Source organism: Pseudomonas chlororaphis subsp. piscium, assembly GCF_003850345.1.
Taxonomy (GTDB): Bacteria; Pseudomonadota; Gammaproteobacteria; order Pseudomonadales; family Pseudomonadaceae; genus Aquipseudomonas; species Aquipseudomonas piscium.
In genome coordinates, this window is sequence record NZ_CP027707.1 from 2,089,782 (window position 1) to 2,105,034 (window position 15,253).

The following is a 15,253-nucleotide window of genomic DNA, read 5'->3' on the forward strand; positions in this document are numbered from 1 at the left end:
AGTAACTATTCATTGCAATACAGCCAGGGCGGCAAATGGCCGTACAGTCGTTGTCACAGCCTGTGGACCATACAGTTATTGCGAATAAACCCTATGGGTTGTGTACAATGTGCCATTGTTTTTACGCGATACTTGTCAGCGACCCACTGTGCCGTATTACAGTCACGGTCAATTCGCCGCAGTTCTCCCGACTCGAGTGCCCATGAACGAACAGTTGCAACCCCTCAAGAAACAACCGCGAGCAGGCAAGGCCGGTCGCAGCGGGACCCAGGACGATATTGTCTACGCGCATATCTTCGAGGCCATCCTCGAACAGCGCCTGGCGCCCGGCACCAAGTTGAGCGAAGAGGCGCTGGGGGAAATTTTCGGGGTCAGCCGTACCATCATTCGTCGTGCGCTGTCGCGCCTGGCCCATGAAGGCGTGGTGCTGCTGCGACCCAATCGCGGTGCGGTCGTGGCCAGCCCGAGTGTCGAAGAAGCCCGCCAGGTGTTCATGGCGCGCCGGCTGGTGGAGCGGGCGATCACCGAGCTGGCGGTGCAGCACGCCACGGCCGAGCAGCTTGCCGAGCTGCGGCAGATGGTCAATGACGAGCGCGACAGTTTCTCCCGTGGCGATCGCGGCGCCGGTATCCGTCTGTCGGGCGAGTTCCACCTGAAGCTCGCCGAAGCGGCGAAGAATGCCCCGCTGATCAGCTTCCAGCGCAGCCTGGTATCCCAGACCTCGCTGATCATCGCCCAGTACGAAAGCGGCAACCGCTCGCACTGTTCCTACGATGAGCACACCCAGCTGATCGACGCTATCGAGGCCCGTGACGCGGAGCTGGCGGTGACCCTGATGATGCATCACATGGATCATATCGACAGCAAGCTCAACCTCGACGAAGAAAGCGCCTCGGACGACCTGCACGCGGTGTTCTCGCACCTGCTGCAAACCAAGAAGCCGGGCCGCTCTCCCGCCAAGCTCTGAGACATCGCAGCGGGCCCGCGATGACGGCCTGAAGGGCACAAAAAATCCCCCGGAATCCAAGGATCACGGGGGATTTTTTATGCCTGGGAAAACTTAGCGCTGGTGCACCAGATTGCCCGCGGCATAGGTCTGCGCCACGGTGCGGTCGTCGCCCAGGGTCATCAGGACGAACAGCGTCTCGGCGATGCTCTTGGACTGTTTCAGGCGATAGCTCAGCAGCGGCGTGGCGTTGTAGTCGAGCACCAGGAAGTCGGCGTCGGTGCCCGGCTGCAGGGTGCCGATCCGCTCTTCCAGGCGCAGTGCGCGGGCGCCGCCGAGGGTGGCCAGATACAGCGACTTGAACGGGCTCAGGCGCGCGCCCTGCAGCTGCATGACCTTGTAGGCTTCGTTCAGGGTCTGCAGCAGCGAGAAGCTGGTGCCACCGCCGACGTCGGTACCCAGGCCGACATTCAGCTTGTGCTTCTCGGCCATCGGCAGGTTGAACAGGCCGCTGCCGAGGAACAGGTTCGAGGTCGGGCAGAAGGCCACGGCCGAACCGGTCTGCGCCAGGCGCGCGCATTCGTCGTCGCACAGGTGCACGCCGTGGGCGAACACCGAGCGCTCACCCAGCAACTGGTAGTGGTCGTACACATCCAGGTAGCCCTTGCGCTCCGGGAACAGCTCCTTGACCCATTCGACTTCCTGCAGGTTCTCGCTGATGTGGGTCTGCATGTACAGGTCGGGGTATTCACCGAGCAGTTGCCCGGCCAGGGTCAGTTGTTCCGGGGTGCTGGTCGGGGCGAAACGCGGCGTCACCGCGTAGTGCAGGCGACCCTTGCCGTGCCAGCGCTCGATCAGCGCCTTGCTTTCCAGGTAGCTGGATTCGGCGGTGTCGGTCAGGTAGTCGGGAGCGTTGCGGTCCATCATCACCTTGCCGGCGATCATCCGCAGGTCGAGCTTCTCGGCCGCTGCGAAAAAGGCGTTCACCGATTGCGGGTGCACGCTGCCGAAGACCAGGGCGGTGGTGGTGCCGTTGCGCAGCAGCTCCTTGATGAAAATCTCCGCCACTTCCTCGGCATGGGCCTGGTCGGCGAACTGGCTTTCACAAGGGAAGGTGTAAGTGTTGAGCCAGTCCAGCAACTGCTCGCCGTAGGCGCCGACCATGCCGGTCTGCGGCAGGTGGATATGGGTGTCGATAAAGCCTGGGGTGATCAGCGCATCCTGGTAGTGAGTGACCTCGGTATCGGCGGGCAAACTGGCGAGCAATTCGCTGGCGTGGCCAAGGGCACTGATCTGGCCGTTGTCGACCACCAGCAGGCCATCCTCGAAATACTCGTAGGAGGCTTCGATGCCGACCTCGGCGGGGTCGGCGATGCTGTGCAGGATGGCGGCACGGTAGGCTTTGCGAGTCAGAGGCATGAGGCAGTCTCGGTTCGTGGCTTTTTAATGGGCGGCATGGCTGCGGCGCGAGGCCGGCAGCAGTTTGGCAATGGGTTCGGCGCGGACGCTGTGCTGGCCGAAATTGGCGTTATAGGTGGCGATGATTTCGCCGGCGATGGAGATGGCGATTTCCACAGGCAGCTTGCCTTTGACTTCGCCCAGCCCCATCGGGCAGCGCATGCGTTGCAGCAGGCTGTTGTCGAAGCCGCGTTCGCGCAGGCGGTGTTCGAACTTCACCCGTTTGGTTTTCGAGCCGATCAGGCCGAAGTAGGCGAAGTCGTTGCGCTTGAGAATCGCGGCGGTGAGCTCCAGGTCGAGCTGGTGATTATGGGTCATGACGATGCAGTAGCTGCCGGCGGGCAGGTCGTCGATTTCATCGACGGGCTCTTCGCTGACGATCTTGCGCACGCCCTGGGGGATCTGTTCGGGGAACTCCTGTTCCCGCGAGTCGATCCAGCGCACCTTGCACGGCAGGCTGGCCAGCAGCGGCACCAGGGCGCGGCCGACATGGCCGGCGCCGAACACCGCAATCTGCGCCTGGACCTGGCCCATGGGTTCGAACAGCAACACCGTCACGCCGCCGCAGCACTGGCCGAGGCTGGCGCCCAGGCTGAAGCGCTCCAGATGGGTGTCCTGCTTGCCGCTGGCGAGCATCTCGCGGGCGATCTGCATGGCCTTGTATTCCAGGTGGCCGCCGCCGATGGTGTCGAAACTCTGGGTGGCGCTGATGACCATTTTCGAGCCGGCATTGCGTGGCGTCGAACCCAGCTCTTCGATGATGGTCACCAGCACGCAGGGTTCACCGCGGGTTTGCAGGTCGGCGAGGGCGCTGATCCAGTTGTACATGTTTCACCTCAACATCGCTGTTGTCTGTTCGGCCGTCATCGCGGGCAAGCCTCACTCCCACATATCTGCACGGGTCTGTAGGAGCGAGGCTTGCCCGCGATGGGCGCACCTCGTTCTAGAGCGGCGCCAGTTCAGACTCGGCCTCGACGGCCTTGGTCACCTTCAGCTGGCGCATCTGCTCGCAGCCCCACAACACCCGCTCCGGCGTGGCTGGCGCGTCGATCCTTGGCTGGTGCCGGTAATCGCCAAGGCTGGCCACGGCGTCCTTGATCGCGCACCAGACGGCGATGCCGAGCATGAACGGCGGCTCGCCCACGGCCTTGGAGTGGAACACCGTGTCTTCCGGATTCTTGCGGTTTTCCACCAGCTTGACCCGCAGGTCCAGCGGCATGTCGGCCACCGCGGGAATCTTGTAGCTGGCCGGGCCGTTGGTCATCAGCTTGCCCTTGGCGTTCCACACCAGTTCTTCCATGGTCAGCCAGCCCATGCCCTGGATAAAGCCGCCTTCCACCTGGCCGATGTCGATGGCCGGGTTCAGCGAGGCGCCGACGTCATGCAGGATGTCGGTGCGCAGCATCTTGTACTCGCCGGTCAGGGTGTCGACTATCACCTCGGCGCAGGCGGCGCCGTAGGCGTAGTAGTAGAACGGCCGGCCACGGGCCTGGGCACGGTCGTAGTAGATTTTTGGGGTCTTGTAGAAGCCGGTGCTGGACAGCGAGACCTGGGCGAAATAGGCCTGCTGGATCAGTTCCTCGAAACTCAGGATCTGGTCGCGGACCCGCACATGGCCGTTGTGGAATTCCACATCTTCCTCGCTGACCTTGTACTGCCGGGCGGCAAACTCCACCAGGCGTTTCTTGATGATTTCCGCTGCGTTCTGCGCAGCCTTGCCGTTCAGGTCGGCACCGCTGGAAGCGGCGGTCGGCGAGGTGTTGGGCACCTTGTCGGTGTTGGTCGCGGTGATCTGCACCCGATCGATTTCCACCTGGAACACCTCGGCCACTACCTGCGCCACCTTGGTGTTCAGGCCCTGGCCCATTTCCGTGCCACCGTGGTTGAGGTGGATGCTGCCGTCGGTGTAGACGTGCACCAGCGCGCCGGCCTGGTTGAGGAAGCTGGCAGTGAAGGAAATGCCGAATTTCACCGGGGTCAGCGCCAGGCCCTTTTTCAGGATCGGGCTGTTGGCGTTGTAGCGGCGAATCGTTTCGCGGCGCTCGGCGTACTGGCTGCTGGCTTCCAGTTCGGCGGTCATTTCTTCGAGCATGTTGTGCTCGACGGTCTGGTAGTAGTGGGTGATGTTGCGTTCGGTCTTGCCGTAGTAGTTGGCCTTGCGCACGGCCAGCGGGTCGAGGGCGAGATGGCGGGCGATGGCGTCCATCACTTCCTCGATGGCGACCATGCCTTGCGGGCCACCGAAGCCGCGGTAGGCGGTGTTCGACGCGGTGTTGGTCTTGCAGCGATGGCCGTTGATGGTGGCGTCGCCCAGGTAGTACGAGTTGTCGGCGTGGAACATCGCCCGGTCGACGATCGAGGCCGACAGGTCCGGCGAGCAACCGCAGTTGCCGGCCAGCTCCAGCTGGATGCCATGCAGGCGCCCGGTGCTGTCGAAGCCGACGTCGTACTCGATATAGAAGGGGTGGCGTTTGCCGGTCATCAGCATGTCTTCGACCCGCGGCAGGCGCATCTTGGTCGGCTGGCCGGTGAGGTGCGCGATCACCGCGCACAGGCATGCCGGGCTGGCGGCCTGGGTTTCCTTGCCGCCGAAACCACCGCCCATGCGGCGCATGTCGACTACGATCTTGTTCATCGACACGTCCAGCACCTCGGCCACCAGCTTCTGCACTTCGGTGGGGTTCTGGGTCGAGCAGTAGACGATCATGCCGCCGTCTTCGGTGGGCATCACCGAGGAGATCTGGGTCTCCAGGTAGAAGTGTTCCTGGCCGCCGATGTGCAGGGTGCCCTGGATACGATGCTCGGCGCTGGCCAGGGCCTTGGCCGAGTCACCGCGCTGGTGAGTGTGGCTGTCGAGGACGAAGTGGCGCTTGCGCAGGGCTTCGACCACGTCCAGCACCGGCTCCAGGTCCTCGTATTCGATGACCGCGGCCATGGCCGCCTTGCGCGCGGTTTCCAGGTCGCGGGCGGCCACGGCCAGCACCGGCTGACCGACGAACTGCACATCGTCGATGGCCAGCAGCGGGTCGCCGGGCAGCAGCGGGCCGATGTCTTTCAGCCCCGGGATGTCCTTGTGAGTGATGACGATGCGCACGCCGTCGAAGGCGTAGCAGGGCGCGGTGTCGATGCTGAGGATCTTCGCGTGGGCCCGGTCCGAGAGGCGCGCATACACATGCAACTGGTTGGGGAATTCCAGCCGGTCATCGATGTACACCGCTTCGCCGGACACGTGCTTGACGGCGCTGTCGTGCTTGACGCTGCGTCCGACGCCGGTGGCCAGGTCCTGCTGAAACAGGGCGCTCAGTTCGGCTTGGGTCTTCTCGACTTTGTGATGATTAGACATAAGCGGTCACCCGGGTCTCGATGTGCGGTGTTTGCAGTTCGATAAAGTATTTGCGCAGCAGGTTCTGGGCGCTGAGCAGGCGGTATTCCTTGCTGGCGCGGAAGTCCGAAAGCGGGGTGAAGTCCTCGCCCAGGGCGGCGCAGGCACGCTCGACGGTGGCCTCGCTCCAGGGCGCGCCGAGCAGCGCGGCTTCACAGTGCTTGGCGCGTTTCGGGGTGGCGGCCATGCCGCCGAAGGCCACGCGAGCGTCGGCGATCACGCCATTCTCGATGCGCAGGTTGAAGGCTGCGCAGACCGCGGAAATATCATCGTCCAGGCGCTTGGACACCTTGTAGGCGCGGAACAGCTGCTGGGCGCTGGCCCGCGGCACGATGATCTTCTCGATGAACTCGCTTTCCTGGCGCGCGGTGACGCGGTAGTCGATGAAATAGCCTTCCAGGGCCAGGGTGCGGCGGCTGTTGCCCTTGCACAGGACGATCTGCGCGCCCAGGGCGATCAGCAAGGGTGGAGAGTCGCCGATGGGCGAGGCATTGCCAATGTTGCCGCCCAGGGTGCCCTGGTTGCGGATCTGCAGCGAGGCGAAGCGTTGCAGCAGTTCGCCGAAGTCCGGGTATTCGGCCTTGAGGGCGTCGTAGCAATCGGAGAGGGCGGTGGCGGCGCCGATTTCCAGGCGATCGTCGAAGCGTTCGACGCGTTTCATCTCGGCGACGTTGCCGACGTAGATCATCACCGGCAGCGGGCGGTGGAACTGGGTGACTTCCAGCGCCAGGTCGGTGCCGCCGGCCAGCAGTCGGGCTTGCGGATAGGCGTCATACAGGTCGGCCAAGTCGGACAGGGTCAGTGGTACCAGGCAGCGTTTGTCGCCGCTGTTCAGCTCACCGGTCTCGCTGGGGGCGATGGCTTTCAGGCGCGCGATGGTCTCGGCTTCGCGGGCGTCGAACTGGTCCGGCTGTTTGCCGCAGCAGGCCTGCTCGGCGGCGGCGAGGATCGGGCGGTAGCCGGTGCAGCGGCACAGGTTGCCGGCCAGGGCTTCATGGGCCTTGTGCGAGTCGGGTTGCTCGGAGTTCTTCTGCATGGCGAACAGCGACATGACGAAGCCCGGCGTGCAGAAGCCGCACTGCGAACCGTGGCACTCGACCATGGCCTTCTGCACGCTGTGCAACTGGCCCTGGTGCTTGAGGTCTTCGACGCTGATCAGCTGTTTGCCGTGCAGCGACGAGACGAAGGTCAGGCACGAGTTGAGGCTGCGATAACGGATGTGCTCCGCGCCCGTGTCGTCGGTCTGCAATTCGCCGACCACCACGGTGCAGGCGCCACAGTCGCCACTGGCGCAGCCTTCCTTGGTGCCGGGCTTGCCCAGATGCTCGCGCAGATAATTGAGCACCGTCAGATTCGGGTCCAGGCTGTGCTCGCTACGGAGTTCCTGGTTGAGTAAAAACTGGATCACGGAAGGCCTCGCAGACTCATTATTGTTGTTAACCGACTGGGGCCGAATTTAGTCATGTCTGACTTTTCGGTCAATGAATTTCTGACTTAAGGGTCAGGAAATTGCTTTTTGCCGATCAACAAGCGCTTTCAAACAGTATTGACCCTCCCGGGCCGCAGTGCTTTTTGCTTATTCCGTGCCAAATTCAGGCTCTTGGGCACTCCGCGATGAGGTAGCAATTGCGCTACACTGCGCCGCTTGTACCGATCTAAGAGTTTGAAGGAAAACCATGACGTTCAAGGCGCCGGACAGCCTCGCCGAGCAAATCGCTCACCACCTCGCCGAACGCATCATTCGCGGCGAGCTCAAGCCTGGGGAGCGGATTCAGGAACAGAAGGTCACGCTGGCCCTCAACGTCAGCCGCGGCTCGGTCCGCGAGGCCCTGCTGATCCTCGAGCGCCGTCACCTGATCGCGATCCTGCCGCGTCGCGGCGCCCATGTGACCGAACTCACCCCGCACAAGGTGCAGAGCCTGTGCACCCTGATGAGCGAGCTGTACATCCTGCTGGGCAACTCGGTGGCCAACGGCTGGGAACTGCAGGCCGACATGGCGCCATTCCTGCAGATCCAGCAACGGCTGATCGCCGCCTACGAGCGCCAGGACATCCGCAGCTTCGTCGAAGACAGCTTCAACGTGATGCGCGCCGCCTATCCGTTTGCCGACAACCCGTACCTGCAGGAAACCGTCGAGAACCTGCAGCCGGCGATGAGCCGTGCCTATTTCCTGGCCTTGGAGCAGCGCAAGGCGGAAATGAGCGAATTCCTCGACCTGTTCGAGCAACTGCTGGCCGCCGTGCTGGCCCGTGACCTGCCGACCATCCGCCTGGTGCTGACGGCCTATGCCCGGCGCAGTTGCGATCTGGTAGTCGCTGCCTTGACGGTTGCCTGAGCGTGCGGCTCAAGTGCATCAAGCTGGCGGGGTTCAAATCCTTCGTCGACCCGACCACGGTGAACTTCCCCAGTAACATGGCGGCGGTGGTCGGGCCCAATGGTTGCGGCAAGTCGAACATCATCGACGCCGTGCGTTGGGTGATGGGCGAGAGCTCGGCCAAGAACCTGCGCGGCGAGTCGATGACCGACGTCATCTTCAACGGCTCCACCAGCCGCAAGCCGGTAAGCCAGGCCAGCATCGAGCTGGTCTTCGACAACTCCGACGGCACCCTGATCGGCGAGTACGCGGCCTACGCGGAAATCTCCATCCGCCGCAAGGTTACCCGCGACAGCCAGAACAGCTATTTCCTCAACGGCACCAAGTGCCGCCGTCGCGACATTACCGATATCTTCCTCGGTACCGGCCTGGGGCCACGCAGCTACTCGATCATCGAGCAGGGCATGATCTCCAAGCTGATCGAAGCCAAGCCGGAAGACCTGCGCAACTTCATCGAAGAAGCGGCGGGGATTTCCAAGTACAAGGAGCGCCGCCGGGAAACCGAAAACCGCATCCGCCGTACTCACGAAAACCTGGCGCGCCTGACCGACCTGCGCGAAGAGCTGGAGCGCCAGCTCGAACGCCTGCATCGCCAGGCCCAGGCTGCCGAGAAGTACCAGGAATACAAAGCCGAGGAGCGTCAGCTCAAGGCCCAGCTGTCGGCACTGCGCTGGCAGGAGCTTAACGAGCAGGTCGGGCAGCGCGAATCGATCATCGGCAACCAGGAAGTCGGCTTCGAAGCCCTGGTGGCGGAGCAACGCAATGCCGATGCTGCTATCGAGCGCTTGCGTGACGGGCACCATGAACTGTCCGAGCGCTTCAATCTGGTGCAGGGGCGCTTCTATTCGGTCGGCGGCGATATCGCCCGGGTCGAGCAGAGCATCCAGCACGGCCAACAGCGTTTGCGCCAGTTGCAGGACGACCTGCGCGAGGCCGAGCGCGCGCGCCTGGAAACCGAATCCCACCTGGGTCACGACCGTACCTTGCTTGCCACCCTCGGCGAAGAGCTGGAAATGCTCGAGCCCGAGCAGGAAGTCAGCAGCGCCGCCGCCGAAGAGGCTGCCGCGGCCCTGGAAGAAGCCGAAACCACCATGCACGGCTGGCAGGAGCAGTGGGACGGATTCAACCTCAAGTCCGCCGAGCCGCGGCGCCAGGCCGAGGTGCAGCAGTCGCGTATCCAGCAGCTCGAAGGCAGCATGGAGCGTCTGGGCGAGCGCCAGCGGCGTCTGGTGGAGGAGCGTGCGTTGCTGGCCGCCGATCCGGAAGACGCGGCAATCCTCGAACTCAACGAACAACTCGCGGCCAGCGAAGCGACCCTGGAAGACTTGCAGGCCAGCGAAGACGGTCAGGTCGAACGCCTGGAACAGTTGCGTCAGGAGCTGCATCAGGCGACTCAGGCCCAGCAGCAGGCCCAGGGCGAACTACAGCGTCTCAATGGTCGCCTGGCTTCGCTGGAGGCCTTGCAGCAGGCGGCGCTCAATCCGGGGACCGGCGCGGCGGAGTGGCTGCGCGAGCAACAGCTGGCCGAGCGTCCGCGTCTGGCCGAAGGCTTGAAGGTCGAGGCGGGTTGGGAGCTGGCGGTGGAAACCGTGCTCGGCGCCGACCTGCAAGCGGTGCTGGTCGACGACTTTGCCGGGTTCGACCTGGCCGGGTTCGAGCAGGGCGACCTGCGCCTGCTCCAGCTGGCGGGCGAGGGCGCGCGGATACCCGGCAGCCTGTTGGACAAGGTCGATGCCCAGGTCGATCTGGCGCCCTGGCTGGGCCAGGTCAAGCCGGTGGAAAGCCTTGAGCAGGCCCTGGCTCTGCGTGGCCAATTGGCGGCCGGTGAGAGCCTGATCAGCCGCGACGGTTTCTGGGTCGGCCGGCATTTTCTGCGGGTGCGTCGTGCCAGCGAAGCGGAAAGCGGCATGCTCGCGCGCAACCAGGAAATCGAGCAGCTGAGCCAGGAGCGCGACGAGCGCGAAGCCAGCGTGGAAGACCTGGAAACCCACTTGCAGAACCTGCGTGCCCAGCAGCGGCAGCAGGAGAACGGTCGCGAACACCTGCGCCGCCTGCTGCAGGACGAGGCTCGTCAGCAGGGTGAATTGAAAGCCAAGCTTTCCGCCGGCAAGGCCAAGGCCGAGCAACTGGCCCTGCGCCGTACCCGCCTGGATGAAGAAGTGGCGGAGCTGGGCGAGCAGCGCGCCGTGGAACACGAGCAGGTGGGCGAAGCCCGTCTGCAACTGCAGGAAGCCCTCGACAGCATGGCCCTGGACACCGAGCAGCGCGAATTGCTGCTGGCCCAGCGCGACAGTTTGCGCGAGCGCCTGGACCGGGTGCGCCAGGAGGCGCGCCAGCACAAGGATCACGCTCACCAGTTGGCGGTACGCCTGGGTTCGCTCAAGGCCCAGCACGACTCCACCCGTCAGGCCCTGGAACGCCTGGAGCTGCAATCGGAGCGTCTGACGGAGAAGCGCGAACAGCTCAGCCTGAACCTGGAGGAGGGCGCCGCACCGCTGGAAGAGCTGCGCCTGAAGCTCGAGGAATTGCTGGAAAAACGCATGACCGTCGACGTCGAGCTCAAGAGCGCGCAGATCGCCATGGAAGATGCCGACCGCGAATTGCGCGACGCGGAAAAACGTCGGACCCAGGCCGAGCAGCAATCGCAATTGATCCGTGGCCAGCTCGAACAGCAGCGTATGGAGTGGCAGGCCTTGAGCGTGCGCCGCAAGACCTTGCAGGACCAATTGCTGGAAGACGGCTACGACTTGCAGGGCGTGCTCGCCACGCTGACCGAACAGGCCAGCGAGAAAGAAGCCGAGGAAGAACTCGAGCGGATTGCCGCGCGCATTCAGCGCCTGGGGGCGATCAACCTCGCGGCCATCGATGAGTACCAGCAGCAGTCCGAGCGCAAGCGTTATCTGGATGCCCAGGACGCCGATCTGGTGGAAGCCCTGGAAACCCTGGAAAACGTGATTCGCAAGATCGACAAGGAAACCCGTAATCGTTTCAAGGATACCTTTGATCAGATTAACGGCGGTTTACAGGCGCTCTTTCCAAAAGTTTTCGGTGGCGGCAGCGCTTATTTGGAACTGACGGGCGAAGATCTACTCGATACAGGGGTAACGATCATGGCGCGTCCGCCAGGGAAGAAGAACAGCACCATTCATTTGTTGTCCGGTGGTGAGAAAGCATTGACGGCCCTGGCGCTGGTATTTGCCATCTTCAAGTTGAACCCGGCGCCGTTCTGCATGCTCGACGAAGTTGACGCCCCGCTGGATGACGCTAACGTTGGACGCTACGCAAGGCTGGTTAAAGAGATGTCGCAGACGGTGCAGTTCATCTATATCACCCACAACAAGATCGCCATGGAAATGGCCGATCAATTGATGGGCGTGACGATGCACGAGCCCGGCTGTTCGCGCCTGGTAGCGGTGGATGTCGAGGAGGCGATGGCGATGGTGGACGCCTGATATCCGGGCGACCAAAGCCGGTATGTAAGTGACAAGTAAGAGGTTTTTACCTGTGCCGAGTACTGGCTGATCGACATATTGAATGAAGCCGTTGCGACAGACGGTGTAAAGTTGTCTTTGGTCGTGCTAGTTTAATGTCAATTTTTCCTATACGTGGGCAAAACGCCAGTCAGAACATAGAGTTGGCGCCACGTTTTAAAGCGGTTTGCAGTTTGCTAAACCTCTTATTTTTCAGCATTTTTCATAGAGGCACGGGATTACATGGAAATCGGTCTGCGCGAGTGGCTGATCGTCATCGGCATCATTGTCATTGCCGGTATTCTTTTTGATGGCTGGCGCCGTATGCGCGGCGGCAAAGGAAAGTTGAAATTCCGTCTGGATCGTAGCCTGTCCAACCTGCCGGACGACGACAGCAGTGCCGAACTGCTGGGCCCGCCCCGCGTGCTGGATACCCATAAGGAACCGCAACTCGATGAGCACGACCTGCCGTCGATGAGCGCGCCAGTGCGCGAGCCGCGTGAATCCGGTTCCAAGCGTGGCAAGCGTGCCAGCGAGCCACAGCAGGGCGACCTGAACCTCAACCTGGATCTGGACGGCGGCCCGAGCTTCAGCAGCCGTGACGACGACTTCCCGGATGAAACCAAGGCTTCCGGTTACGCCGACAAGGACCAGCCGCAAGCCGAAGAAGTGCTGGTGATCAGCGTGATCTGCCGTGACTCCGGCGGCTTCAAGGGCCCGGCGCTGTTGCAGAACATCCTGGAAAGCGGCCTGCGTTTTGGCGAGATGGATATTTTCCACCGTCACGAAAGCATGGCCGGCAATGGCGAAGTACTGTTCTCCATGGCCAACGCGGTCAAGCCAGGCGTGTTCGACCTGGACGACATCGACCACTTCAGCACCCCGGCCGTGAGCTTCTTCCTCGGCCTGCCAGGCCCGCGTCATCCGAAGCAGGCTTTCGACGTGATGGTGGCCGCGGCGCGCAAGCTGTCCCAGGAACTGAACGGCGAACTGAAGGACGACCAGCGCAGCGTGCTGACCGCCCAGACCATCGAACACTACCGTCAGCGCATCGTCGAATTCGAGCGTCGCGCCCTGACCCAGAAGCGCTGAGCGCTTCGCGAGCCAGCCGCTCCGGCATAACCCTTGGCCTGCCGGAGCAGGCTCGCGACAGGGTCGCAAGACCCTCCAGACAAATATTGAGCAGCCTAGGCTGCTCTTTTGCTTTTTGAGAGAACATCATGACCGCCGTCGAAACCCGCATTCTTGAGCTGCGCGCTGAGCTGGATCAGCACAACTACCGCTACCACGTACTCGACGAGCCGAGCATTCCCGACGCCGAATACGATCGCCTGTTCCACGAACTCAAGGCGCTGGAAGCCGAGCATCCGGAGCTGGTCAGCAGCGATTCGCCCACCCAGCGCGTGGGCAGCGCGGCGCTCTCGGCCTTCACCCAGGTGCGCCACGAAATCCCCATGCTCAGCCTGGGCAACGCCTTCGAAGAAACCGACATGCGCGAGTTCGATCGCCGGGTGACCGAGGGGCTCGACCTGCCGGTGGGCGATCTGTTCGGTGGTGGGGCGGCGGTGGAATACAGCTGCGAGCCGAAGCTCGATGGCCTGGCGGTCAGCCTGCTGTATCTGGACGGTGTGCTGGTGCGTGGCGCGACCCGCGGCGACGGCACCACCGGCGAAGACATCAGCGTCAACGTGCGCACCGTGCGCAACATTCCGCTGAAGCTGCACGGCAGCGGCTGGCCGGCGACCCTGGAGGTGCGCGGCGAGGTCTACATGTCCAAGGCCGGTTTCGAGCGGCTCAATGCCGCGCAGCTGGAGGTTGGCGGCAAGACCTTCGCCAACCCGCGTAACGCCGCGGCTGGCAGCTTGCGCCAGCTGGACTCGAAGATCACCGCCAGCCGTCCGCTGGAATTCTGCTGCTACGGGATTGGCCAGGTCACCGCTGACATTGCCGACACCCATATCGGCAACCTGGAGCAGCTCAAGCACTGGGGCATGCCCGTCAGTCGCGAGCTGAAACTGGCCAAGGGCATCGACGAATGCCTGGATTACTACCGCGATATCGGCGAGCGCCGTAATGGCTTGCCCTATGAAATCGACGGCGTGGTGTTCAAGGTCAACAGCGTTGCCTCGCAGCGTGAACTGGGCTTCCGGGCCCGTGAGCCGCGTTGGGCAATTGCCCACAAGTTCCCGGCGATGGAAGAGCTGACCGAGCTGCTGGATGTGGAATTCCAGGTTGGTCGTACCGGCGCGGTGACCCCAGTGGCGCGTCTGAAGCCGGTCAAGGTGGCGGGTGTCACCGTCTCCAACGCGACCTTGCACAACATGGACGAAGTGGCGCGCCTGGGCCTGATGATTGGCGACACCGTGATCATCCGCCGCGCGGGCGATGTAATTCCGCAAGTGGTGCAGGTGGTGGCCGAGCGCCGGCCACAGGATGCACGCCCGGTGCATATCCCGCAGACCTGCCCGGTGTGCGGTTCCCATGTCGAGCGCACGCAACTGATCAAGCGCAGCAAGGGCAAGGAAACCATCAGCGAGGGCGCGGTGTACCGCTGCGTCGGTCGCCTGGCCTGTGGCGCTCAGCTCAAGCAGGCGATCATTCACTTCGTTTCCCGTCGGGCGATGGATATCGAAGGGCTGGGCGACAAGACCATCGAGCAGCTGGTGGACGAAAAGCTCATCGGTTCGCCGGCCGACCTCTACAAGCTCAAGTACGAGCAGATCATCGACCTGGAAGGCTTCGCCGAGGTCTCCAGCAACAAGCTGCTCAAGGCCATCGAAGACAGTAAGAAGCCGGGCCTGGCGCGCTTCATCTACGCCCTGGGCATTCCCGATGTGGGCGAGGAGACGGCCAAGGTCCTGGCGCGCTCCCTGGCCTCTCTGGAGCGCGTACAGCAAGCCTTGCCGGAAGTGCTGACCTACCTGCCGGATATCGGCCTGGAAGTGGCTCACGAGATTCACAGCTTCTTCGAGGACAGCCACAACCAAGAGGTGATCGGTGCCTTGCTCGATCCGCAGCAGTGCGCTCTTGAGCTGCAGGATCAGGGCGACCTCGGCGCCGAGTTCGCCGCCAGCACCACCCTGGGCGGCATGCTCGACAAGCTGAACATCCCGTCGGTTGGGCCGGGCGCCGCGCAGAAGCTGGCGGACAAGTTCGTCACCCTCGATGGTGTGGTCAAGGCGGACTGGCTGGACATGCGCCAGACCCTGCCGGAGAAGCAGGCCAAGGCCGTGCGCGAGTTCTTCGATATCGCGGAAAACGCCGAGCGGGCGCTGGCCATCGAAGCGCAGTTGCAAGCCTTCGGCATGCACTGGCAGAGCGAGAAGAAGGTGGTGGAAGGGCTGCCGCTGGCCGGCCAGACCTGGGTGCTCACCGGTTCCCTGGAACTGATGAGTCGCGACGTGGCCAAGGACAAACTGGAAAGCCTGGGCGCCAAGGTCGCCGGCTCCGTTTCGGCCAAGACCCACTGTGTGGTGGCCGGCCCTGGCGCCGGCTCGAAGCTGGCCAAGGCCAACGAGCTGGGCCTCAAGGTGCTGGATGAAGAGGCCTTCGTGGCCTTCCTCGGCCAGCACGGTATCTCGGCATAACCCTGTAGCCGCTGCCGAAGGCTGCGCAAGGTCCG

General features: G+C 63.2%; 9 protein-coding genes. 5 read left to right on the plus strand and 4 right to left on the minus strand.

Annotated features, from left to right (window positions below):
• The first annotated feature begins 202 nt into the window (after window positions 1-202).
• Window positions 203-967 carry a GntR family transcriptional regulator gene (locus C4K38_RS09560; RefSeq protein ID WP_007932193.1) on the plus strand — a complete coding sequence of 255 codons (765 nt, stop codon included), beginning with the start codon at window positions 203-205 and terminating at the stop codon, window positions 965-967.
• 93 nt (window positions 968-1,060) lie between these two features.
• Here the strand turns inward: C4K38_RS09560 and guaD are convergent, their stop codons facing one another.
• From guaD to xdhA, 4 genes are all read right to left on the minus strand, one after another.
• Entirely contained in the window at window positions 1,061-2,365 is a 1,305-nt protein-coding gene (gene guaD, locus C4K38_RS09565; RefSeq protein WP_053278123.1) for a guanine deaminase, read from the minus strand.
• Between the two features lie 24 nt (window positions 2,366-2,389).
• Window positions 2,390-3,232, minus strand: coding sequence for a xanthine dehydrogenase accessory protein XdhC (gene xdhC, locus C4K38_RS09570; protein ID WP_025804267.1), 843 nt, complete (start codon window positions 3,230-3,232; stop codon window positions 2,390-2,392).
• Between the two features lie 115 nt (window positions 3,233-3,347).
• Entirely contained in the window at window positions 3,348-5,747 is a 2,400-nt protein-coding gene (gene xdhB, locus C4K38_RS09575; protein ID WP_053278124.1) for a xanthine dehydrogenase molybdopterin binding subunit, read from the minus strand.
• Window positions 5,740-7,194 (minus strand): xanthine dehydrogenase small subunit, encoded by a 1,455-nt coding sequence (gene xdhA / locus C4K38_RS09580; RefSeq protein WP_053278125.1) that lies wholly within the window; start codon window positions 7,192-7,194, stop codon window positions 5,740-5,742. Before xdhA ends, xdhB begins: the two co-directional genes overlap by 8 nt.
• 268 nt (window positions 7,195-7,462) lie before the next feature.
• Here xdhA and C4K38_RS09585 point away from each other — a divergent pair, with 268 nt between their 5' ends.
• From C4K38_RS09585 to ligA, 4 genes are all read left to right on the plus strand, one after another.
• Window positions 7,463-8,122, plus strand: a complete 660-nt coding sequence (locus C4K38_RS09585) for a GntR family transcriptional regulator (protein WP_009042939.1) — start codon at window positions 7,463-7,465, stop codon at window positions 8,120-8,122.
• A 2-nt stretch (window positions 8,123-8,124) separates the two neighbouring features.
• Window positions 8,125-11,613 carry a chromosome segregation protein SMC gene (gene smc / locus C4K38_RS09590; protein ID WP_053278126.1) on the plus strand — a complete coding sequence of 1,163 codons (3,489 nt, stop codon included), beginning with the start codon at window positions 8,125-8,127 and terminating at the stop codon, window positions 11,611-11,613.
• Window positions 11,614-11,874: 261 nt separating this feature from the next.
• Window positions 11,875-12,723: a cell division protein ZipA gene (gene zipA / locus C4K38_RS09595; protein WP_053278127.1), complete on the plus strand. Its 849-nt coding sequence runs from the start codon at window positions 11,875-11,877 to the stop codon at window positions 12,721-12,723.
• A gap of 128 nt (window positions 12,724-12,851) precedes the next feature.
• Window positions 12,852-15,218, plus strand: a complete 2,367-nt coding sequence (gene ligA / locus C4K38_RS09600; RefSeq protein WP_025804261.1) for an NAD-dependent DNA ligase LigA — start codon at window positions 12,852-12,854, stop codon at window positions 15,216-15,218.
• The last annotated feature ends 35 nt before the right edge of the window (window positions 15,219-15,253 follow it).

Excerpts from the sequence above, each read along its gene's own strand:
- C4K38_RS09560 (WP_007932193.1), top strand. The coding sequence starts at position 203 with ATGAACGAACAGTTGCAACCCCTCAAGAAACAACCGCGAGCAGGCAAG.
- guaD (WP_053278123.1), bottom strand. The coding sequence starts at position 2,365 with ATGCCTCTGACTCGCAAAGCCTACCGTGCCGCCATCCTGCACAGCATC.
- xdhC (WP_025804267.1), bottom strand. The coding sequence starts at position 3,232 with ATGTACAACTGGATCAGCGCCCTCGCCGACCTGCAAACCCGCGGTGAA.
- xdhB (WP_053278124.1), bottom strand. The coding sequence starts at position 5,747 with ATGTCTAATCATCACAAAGTCGAGAAGACCCAAGCCGAACTGAGCGCC.
- C4K38_RS09585 (WP_009042939.1), top strand. The coding sequence starts at position 7,463 with ATGACGTTCAAGGCGCCGGACAGCCTCGCCGAGCAAATCGCTCACCAC.
- zipA (WP_053278127.1), top strand. The coding sequence starts at position 11,875 with ATGGAAATCGGTCTGCGCGAGTGGCTGATCGTCATCGGCATCATTGTC.
- ligA (WP_025804261.1), top strand. The coding sequence starts at position 12,852 with ATGACCGCCGTCGAAACCCGCATTCTTGAGCTGCGCGCTGAGCTGGAT.